At 64.1% G+C, this 7500-nt stretch carries 5 protein-coding genes and 1 tRNA gene (1 of these 6 only partly in view); 4 read left to right on the top strand and 2 right to left on the bottom strand.

What is annotated here, in order from left to right; all coding sequences use genetic code 11:
* Both NKH35_RS30155 and NKH35_RS30150 read left to right on the top strand, forming a co-directional pair.
* On the top strand, window positions 1-1099 hold the 3' portion of the coding sequence (locus tag NKH35_RS30155; RefSeq protein ID WP_023709835.1) for an ABC transporter permease. Its footprint begins 29 nt before the window's first position; only the last 1099 of its 1128 coding nucleotides appear in the window; its start codon lies beyond the left edge, outside the window; it ends in the stop codon at window positions 1097-1099.
* Between the two features lie 47 nt (window positions 1100-1146).
* Complete coding sequence (locus NKH35_RS30150) at window positions 1147-2766, top strand: ABC transporter ATP-binding protein (protein ID WP_352917351.1); 1620 nt, start codon at window positions 1147-1149, stop codon at window positions 2764-2766.
* 47 nt (window positions 2767-2813) lie between these two features.
* Here NKH35_RS30150 and NKH35_RS30145 read toward each other — a convergent pair whose 3' ends face one another.
* Window positions 2814-3119 (bottom strand): hypothetical protein, encoded by a 306-nt coding sequence (locus NKH35_RS30145; protein ID WP_245262528.1) that lies wholly within the window; start codon window positions 3117-3119, stop codon window positions 2814-2816.
* A 212-nt stretch (window positions 3120-3331) separates the two neighbouring features.
* Window positions 3332-3408: transfer RNA gene (locus NKH35_RS30140), tRNA-Pro, on the bottom strand.
* Window positions 3409-3608: 200 nt separating this feature from the next.
* On the opposite strand from NKH35_RS30140, the gene NKH35_RS30135 reads away from it, so the two are divergent.
* Window positions 3609-5129, top strand: a complete 1521-nt coding sequence (locus NKH35_RS30135; protein WP_352917349.1) for a phosphomannomutase/phosphoglucomutase — start codon at window positions 3609-3611, stop codon at window positions 5127-5129.
* 11 nt (window positions 5130-5140) lie between these two features.
* Window positions 5141-7378: a mannose-1-phosphate guanylyltransferase/mannose-6-phosphate isomerase gene (locus NKH35_RS30130; RefSeq protein ID WP_352917347.1), complete on the top strand. Its 2238-nt coding sequence runs from the start codon at window positions 5141-5143 to the stop codon at window positions 7376-7378.
* Window positions 7379-7500 lie beyond the last annotated feature (122 nt).

Raw genomic sequence — 7500 nt, 5'->3', positions numbered from 1 at the left:
GCCGGCCGTCGTCGGCCGCTCGCTCTGGGGCGACGCATGGGCGCGCCTCAAAGCCAACCGCGCCGCCATGTTCAGCCTCTATTACCTGGCCTTCATTGGCGTCATCAGCATCTTCGGCCCCTGGTTCGTGCCGCATCAGTACACCACCATCTATGCCGACTATGTGCGCACGCCACCAAGCTTTTCAGCCTATCCGAAGCCGGACATGATCGAGACGGCGCTCAAGGATGCCATCAAGCGCATGCGCGTCGACATCAAGGAGTGGAAACTGGAGGGCAGTCGCGTCACCGTCACCGTCACCTCGACCAAACCGATCGACGACCGCAACATCCGCTATCTCGACCGCTCCGATGCCTTCGACGATACCAAGATAGAGAGCAAATCGGCCGACGGGCTCGAATTGACTATGACTGCGTCGGTCAAACAGCAGTACTTCCTGTTCGGCACCGACAACACCGGTCGCGATCTTCTCTCGCGAACGCTGATGGCAGGGCGCATCTCGCTGGCCATCGGCCTGCTTGCCGGCATTGTCGCGGTGGTCATCGGCGTCCTCTACGGGGCGGCGGCCGGCTTTTCAGGCGGCAAGATCGACGAGGTGATGATGCGCATCGTCGACGTGCTCTATTCCTTGCCCTTCATTTTCTTTGTCATCATGCTGGTGGTGTTCTTCGGCCGCAACTTCGTGCTGATGTTCCTGGCGGTGGGGGCGGTGCTGTGGCTCGACATGGCGCGCATCGTGCGCGGCCAGGCGCTGTCGATCCGGCGGCAGGAGTATGTCCAGGCGGCCGAAGCCATGGGCGTCGGCCAGCGCGGCATCCTGCTGCGCCACGTCATCCCCAATCTGCTCGGACCAGTGGTGATCTACATGACGCTGCTGGTGCCGCAGGTCATCATCCTGGAAAGCTTCCTGTCTTTCCTTGGCCTTGGCGTGCAGGAACCGATGACCAGCTGGGGCGTGCTCATCTCGGTCGGCGCCAAGAACATCGGCACCGCCAACTGGCTGCTTTTGTTCCCCGCCTTCTTCCTCGTCTCGACGCTGTTTGCGCTGAACTTCGTCGGCGACGGCCTGCGCGACGCGCTCGATCCAAGAGACCGATGAAGATGGGACCGATAAAGATGGGGACCGATAATATCCGGACCGTTGCGATGGAAGCGCCCGAAACGATCCTCAGCGTCAAGGACCTTCGCGTCCGCTTCCGCACGCTCGACGGCGCGGTCGAAGCGGTCAAGGGCATCAACATCCACGTCAAGGCAGGGGAAACCGTTGCCGTGGTCGGCGAATCCGGATCCGGCAAGAGCCAGACCATGATGGCGGCGATGAGCCTGCTGGCGTCCAACGGCGAGGCGACGGGTCACGTCGATTATCGCGGCCGCAACCTTTTGACCATGAGCAAGCCCGACCTCAACAAGGTGCGCGGCGCCAAGATCAGCATGATCTTCCAGGAGCCGATGACCTCGCTCGATCCGCTCTATTCGATCGGCAACCAGCTGATCGAACCGATCCGCAAGCACCGCGGCCTGAACGCAGCCGAGGCACGGAACGAGGCGCTCAAGCTGCTGCGGCTTGTGCATATTCCCGATCCCGAGCGGCGGATGAAATCCTATCCGCACGAAATGTCGGGCGGCCAGCGCCAGCGCGTCATGATCGCCATGGCATTGGCCAACGACCCCGACATCCTGATCGCCGACGAGCCGACGACGGCGCTCGACGTCACCATCCAGGCGCAAATCCTGGTGCTGCTCGCCGAATTGCAGCGCAAGCTCGGCATGGCCATCGTCTTCATCACCCACGATCTCGGCATCGTCCGGCGCTTTGCCGACCGCGTCTATGTCATGCGCTATGGCGAGGTGGTCGAGGAAGGCGAGGCGGAAGCACTTTTCGCCAACCCGCAGCATGCCTATACCAAAATGCTGCTGGCGGCCGAACCGACCGGCACCAAGGCGGCGCCGCCGCCCAGCGCTCCGGTGCTGCTGGAGGGCCGCAATGTCGAAGTGACCTTCAAGATCGGCGGCGGCTTCCTTGCCGGCGAACCGCTGCTGCTACGCGCCGTCGATCACATTTCGATCCGGCTGAAGCGCAACCAGACCATCGGTATCGTCGGCGAGTCCGGTTCGGGAAAATCGACGCTCGGCCGCGCACTTCTGCGCCTGTTGCCCAGCGACGGTGTCATCCGCTTCGGCGACCGCGACATCTCCACCGCCGACCGCCAGGCGATGCGGCCGCTGCGACGTGAGATGCAACTCGTCTTCCAGGATCCGTTCGGCTCGCTGTCGCCGCGCATGACCGTCGGCCAGATCATCACCGAAGGGCTTCTGGTGCATGAGCCGAACCTGTCAGGCAAGCAACGCGATCAGCGCGCCGTCGAGGCCTTGCTCGAGGTCGGACTCGATCCCAACGCACGCAACCGCTACCCGCACGAATTCTCCGGCGGCCAGCGCCAGCGCATCGCCATCGCGCGTGCCGTGATCCTGAAGCCCAAACTGGTGGTGCTGGACGAGCCGACTTCGGCGCTCGACCGCTCGGTGCAGAGGCAGATCGTCGAATTGCTGCGCAAGCTGCAGGCCGACCACGAACTGTCCTACCTCTTCATCAGCCACGATCTCTCCGTGGTGCGCGCCATGGCCGACTACATCATCGTCATGAGGCAGGGCAAGATCGTCGAGGAAGGGCCGACGGAAGAGATCTTCAGCAACCCGAAGGCGGCCTACACGCAGACGCTGATGGCTGCGGCGATCGATGTGACCCGGTTCCGGTTGAGTGCTTGAGATAGTAGCGTAGCGTGAGGTTAATCAACAGGGCAGGGCCGAATCGCTCAGCCCGCTGACCTGGGGCATCGGCTGGTCCTCGTGGCGACAATGGCTGCCTCGCGCTCTTTCAGCCGTTCGATCCTGGCCGTCTCGCGGTTGGCGACGGCGCTCTTGACGCGTGCCCCGCCGAGCAGCCAGTTCGGCACGCTGGTGTTGGTGACCTTGCCGCGGGTGATGGCGGTCTGCGAGATTTCGCGCGCGGTATCGCCCACCGCATTATTGAGCTCGGCGCATGTCATGCGGTCGTATTTCGCCGGGTTGACCGCGCTGCCCAGCGATGAGCAGCCTGCCATCAGGAAAAGAACAAGCATCGCTGACAGCCGGCCTGCGCTTGAAATAAACAAATTCATCTTCCGCAAACCTCGTTCCAGCCGCTGTCTCGGCGGCATTCCTATTATCGAGGTAGCGCGGATGGTTGTCGCGTCAAAACACCATGCTGACAGCGAACGCCGACGCGGCCGGTTTGCACCAAGCTATCTTGTGGGGAGTCGGGAGAAACAAACACCTAAGTGTCTGTTTTTTCTGGTCGGAGTGGCAGGATTTGAACCTGCGACCCCCTCGTCCCGAACGAGGTGCGCTACCAGGCTGCGCTACACTCCGTGACCAGACCGCGGGCTTATAGCTGCCACATACCGTTCCTGCAAGCGGCAATGGCAGCGCTTCTGTCGCATTTCGTTGGCTTTCGTCGGGCATTGCCGCAAAGCTTGGATTTCCCGCCCGGGATAAACCCCGCTTAAAGCCTTGTGTGCTAGGCAGCAGCCTCGATAAATCGTGTTTTCGCCATCTGGAGCTTTGCTGTCTTGCCCCTGAAAATCGTAGGCGACGCCCGGCCCAACAGCTTCGAATTCGAAACGGAAGCGCTGATCAAGGCGTCGGGATTTCGCGAGTACGATGCGCGCTGGTGGTTCGGTCACCCCGGCTCTGCGCAGCCGCCGGAGCTCAACCTGATCGGCGTCCAGGCGCTCGGCATGGGGCTGGGCACGTTGATTCGGCGTCTTGGCGCCGGGCCTGACATCGTCACCGGCCACGATTTCCGCGCCTATTCGCTTGCCATCAAGCTGGCGCTGGTTTCCGGCCTGATGGCTGCGGGCGCAAAGGTGAAAGACATTGGCCTGGCGCTGTCGCCCATGGCCTATTTCGCCCAGTTCGCGCTCGACGCGCCTTCCGTCGCCATGGTCACGGCATCGCACAACGAGAATGGCTGGACCGGAGTTAAGATGGGTGCGGCGAGGCCGCTCACCTTCGGACCGGAGGAGATGAGCGCCCTGAAACAGATCGTGCTGTCGGGCGATTTCGATCTCGCCGGCGGCGGTTGCTACGAATTCGTCTCCGGTTTTCGCGAGACCTATCTCGACGATCTGGTGAGCGACAAGCGCATCGCGCGAACGCTGAAAGTCGTGGCCGCTTGCGGCAACGGCACTGCCGGCGCCTTCGCGCCACAGGCGCTGGAGCGCATCGGTTGCGAGGTGATCCCGCTCGATGTCGAGCTCGACCACACTTTTCCGCGCTATAACCCCAACCCCGAAGACATGCAGATGCTGCACGCCATCCGCGACAAGGTGCTGGAGACCGGCGCAGATGTCGGGCTGGGCTTCGACGGCGACGGCGACCGTTGCGGCGTGGTCGACAATGAGGGCAACGAGATCTTCGCCGACAAGGTCGGCGTCATGCTGGCGCGTGATATCTCCAGCCAGCATTCCAGCTCGACTTTCGTCGTCGACGTCAAGTCGACCGGCCTGTTCCACACCGACAGAGTCCTGCGCGCCAATGGCGCGGTCACCGATTACTGGAAGACCGGCCATTCCTACATCAAGCGCCGCGTCGCCGAGCTTGGCGCCGTCGCCGGCTTCGAGAAGTCGGGCCATTTCTTCTTCAACCCGCCGATCGGCCGCGGCTATGATGACGGTCTCATCACGGCAATAGCCATTTGTGAGATGCTCGACCGGAACCCCAGAAATTCGATGGCCGATCTCTATCGCGCGCTGCCGCTGACCTTCGGCACGCCGACCATGTCCCCGCATTGCGCCGACGATGTGAAATACGGCGTGGTCGATCGGGTGGTGGCGGACTTCCAGGCGATGCAGCGCGCCGGCAAGACTTTTGCCGGCCAGAAGATCGCTGACCTGATCACCGTCAACGGCGTGCGCGTCGTGGCTGAGGACGGCACCTGGGGGCTGGTGCGGGCGTCATCGAACAAGCCGGAGCTTGTCGTGGTTGTCGAAAGCCCGACATCGTCCGACCGCCGCCGGCAGATGTTCGAGGCCGTCGACGCCGTGCTGCGCCGCAGCCCCGAAGTCGGCGCTTACAACCAGACGTTCTGATTGGACCTTTCATGAGCGAGCGCATCGTCAGTTTTGTCATGAGCGGGGGTGTCGGCTCGCGGCTGTGGCCGCTGTCGCGCGAGGACAACCCGAAACAGTTCCACGATCTTTCCGGGGACGGCTCGATGCTGGCCAAGACACTGCGCCGGCTGACGGCGCGGCCGGAGGGCGAAACGCCGATCTTCTTGATCGCCGCCGAGCGCCATGCCGAGCGCGTGCATGCCGACCTTGCCGGCCTCGACCTCGCCGGCGGTGGCCCGCTGTTCGAGCCGACCGGGCGCAACACGGCTGCCGCCGTGGCGCTGGCCGCGCTGCGCACATTGTCGGAGTTCGGCGACAGCCTGGTGCTGGTGGTGCCGTCAGACCACGAAATCGCCACGCCCAAGCAGTTCTGGCAGAGCGTCGAGGCGGGCAGCCAGGCAGCGCTTGCCGGCCGTCTGGTGGTGTTCGGCATCAAGCCGACGCAGCCCGAGACCGGCTATGGGTATATCGAAGTCGCAGCCGAAAGCGGCGGCGTCTTCGACGTGTCGCGCTTCGTCGAAAAGCCCGACCTCGCCACTGCGCAGAGCTATCTCAGTGCGGGCACCTTCTACTGGAACACCGGCATTTTCCTGTTTCGCGCCGGCGCCATGCGCGACGCCTTCGCCACCTTCCAACCCGACCTCTGGCAGGCCACCGAAACCGCCTACAAGGCGGCAACGAGCGACCTGTCCGGCCTCTATATGCCGCTCGACCTCTACGCCGCCATCCCGTCGAACTCGATCGACTACGCCATCATGGAACGGGCCAAGGACATCGCCATGGTGCCGGCCGGCTTCCGCTGGAACGACCTCGGCTCCTGGCAGTCGCTGCTCGATGTCGGCCCTGCCGACGCCAAGGGCAATGTCGTCGTCGGCGATGTCGTCGCCATTGATTGCGAAAACTCCTACATCAGAAGCGACGGCCGGCTTTTGTCGGCAATCGGTATGAAGGATGTCGCCATCGTCTCGACGGCGGACGCCACCTTCGTCGCCCCGGTCAGCCACAGCCAGCACGTCAAGAAAATCGTCGAGCAGCTGGAAAAGTCGGGCCGGCTGGAAACCAGGTTTACGCCGGCACACGACCGCGTCATCGAGAGCGGCGCCTGGCGTCGGCGCGTGCATCACTGGCTGTTCGAGGAGACCTTGCCGCTGTGGTCGACTTCAGGCGTCGATGAGCGTCATGGCGGCTTCCACGAGGCGCTCGGCTTCCACGGCGAGGCGCTGTTGAAGCCCAAGCGCATGCGCACGACGGCGAGGCAAGTCTACGCCTTCGCCGTTGCCAAGGCCCGCGGCTGGGACGGTCCAGCCGATCGCCTGATCTCCCATGGCATCGCCTTCATGGCCGGCAAGGGCCGCACGGACCGGGGCGGCTGGGTGCGCACGCTCAATGTCAACGGCTCCGTCGCCGACCCAACCGAGGATGCCTACGACCATTCCTGCGTGCTGCTGGCGCTGGCGCATGCGCATATGTGCGGCAATCCGGATGCGCTGGGGCTGGGCCAGGAGACCTTCGTGTTCCTCGACGCGCATCTCGAGGACAGCCGCATGACCGGTTTCCTCGAGACGTCCGACGGGGAGGGCGAGCGGCGCTCCAACCCGCATATGCATCTGCTCGAGGCCTTCCTCGCCTGGTATGAGGCGACCGGCGACCGCACCTATCTGCGCCGCGCCGCGCGCATCATCGACCTTTTCCGCAGTCATTTCTTCGATGCCGAGAGCTGGACGCTGGGCGAATATTTCGACGCCGGGTGGAAGCCGGCCGCCGGCGAGAAGGGCACATGGACCGAGCCCGGCCATCATTTCGAATGGGCCTCGCTGCTCACCGATTTCGTCGCCCGCAGCGGCCAGGGCGAGTTGAGCAATTTTGCCCGCAAGCTCTACGCCTCGGCCATCGCCAACGGCCTCAACCGCGCCACCGGCCTTGCCTACGGTGCGGTCTCCCGGCAGGGCCTGCCGCTCGACCTCGTATCGCGCAGCTGGCCGCAGGCGGAAGCGATCAAGGCGGCGATTGCGCTGGATGGCTCGGGCGGTCCCGACCTCAAGCCCGAAATCGAGGCGCGCGTCGGCCGGCTATTCCGCTGGCACATCGACCCGGCGCCGCTCGGCCTGTGGATTGACCGCATCGACGAACGCGGCCGCTCCTTGGCATCGGACGTGCCGGCCAGCATCTTCTATCATCTGGTCTGCGCGCTGACGCAGTATCTTGATGGGACAGCGCAGAAGGGGTGAGGTTGTTGAGAGGCCGGTGCGGGGGGCCCCCCCCCCACCGGACGGGCGCGAGAGCCGGGGGAGGTAAAAACCACCCCAGCCCACGCGGCGAGGGGACCGGGCGGGGTGGGGGAATGGGGGGG

It is taken from the genome of Mesorhizobium sp. M1143 (assembly GCF_040318435.1).
Classification (GTDB): domain Bacteria; phylum Pseudomonadota; class Alphaproteobacteria; order Rhizobiales; family Rhizobiaceae; genus Mesorhizobium.
This window is presented reverse-complemented; position numbering and strand designations above follow the sequence as displayed.

Excerpts from the sequence above, each read along its gene's own strand:
- NKH35_RS30145 (WP_245262528.1), bottom strand. The coding sequence starts at position 3,119 with ATGCTTGTTCTTTTCCTGATGGCAGGCTGCTCATCGCTGGGCAGCGCG.
- NKH35_RS30130 (WP_352917347.1), top strand. The coding sequence starts at position 5,141 with ATGAGCGAGCGCATCGTCAGTTTTGTCATGAGCGGGGGTGTCGGCTCG.
- NKH35_RS30150 (WP_352917351.1), top strand. The coding sequence starts at position 1,147 with ATGGAAGCGCCCGAAACGATCCTCAGCGTCAAGGACCTTCGCGTCCGC.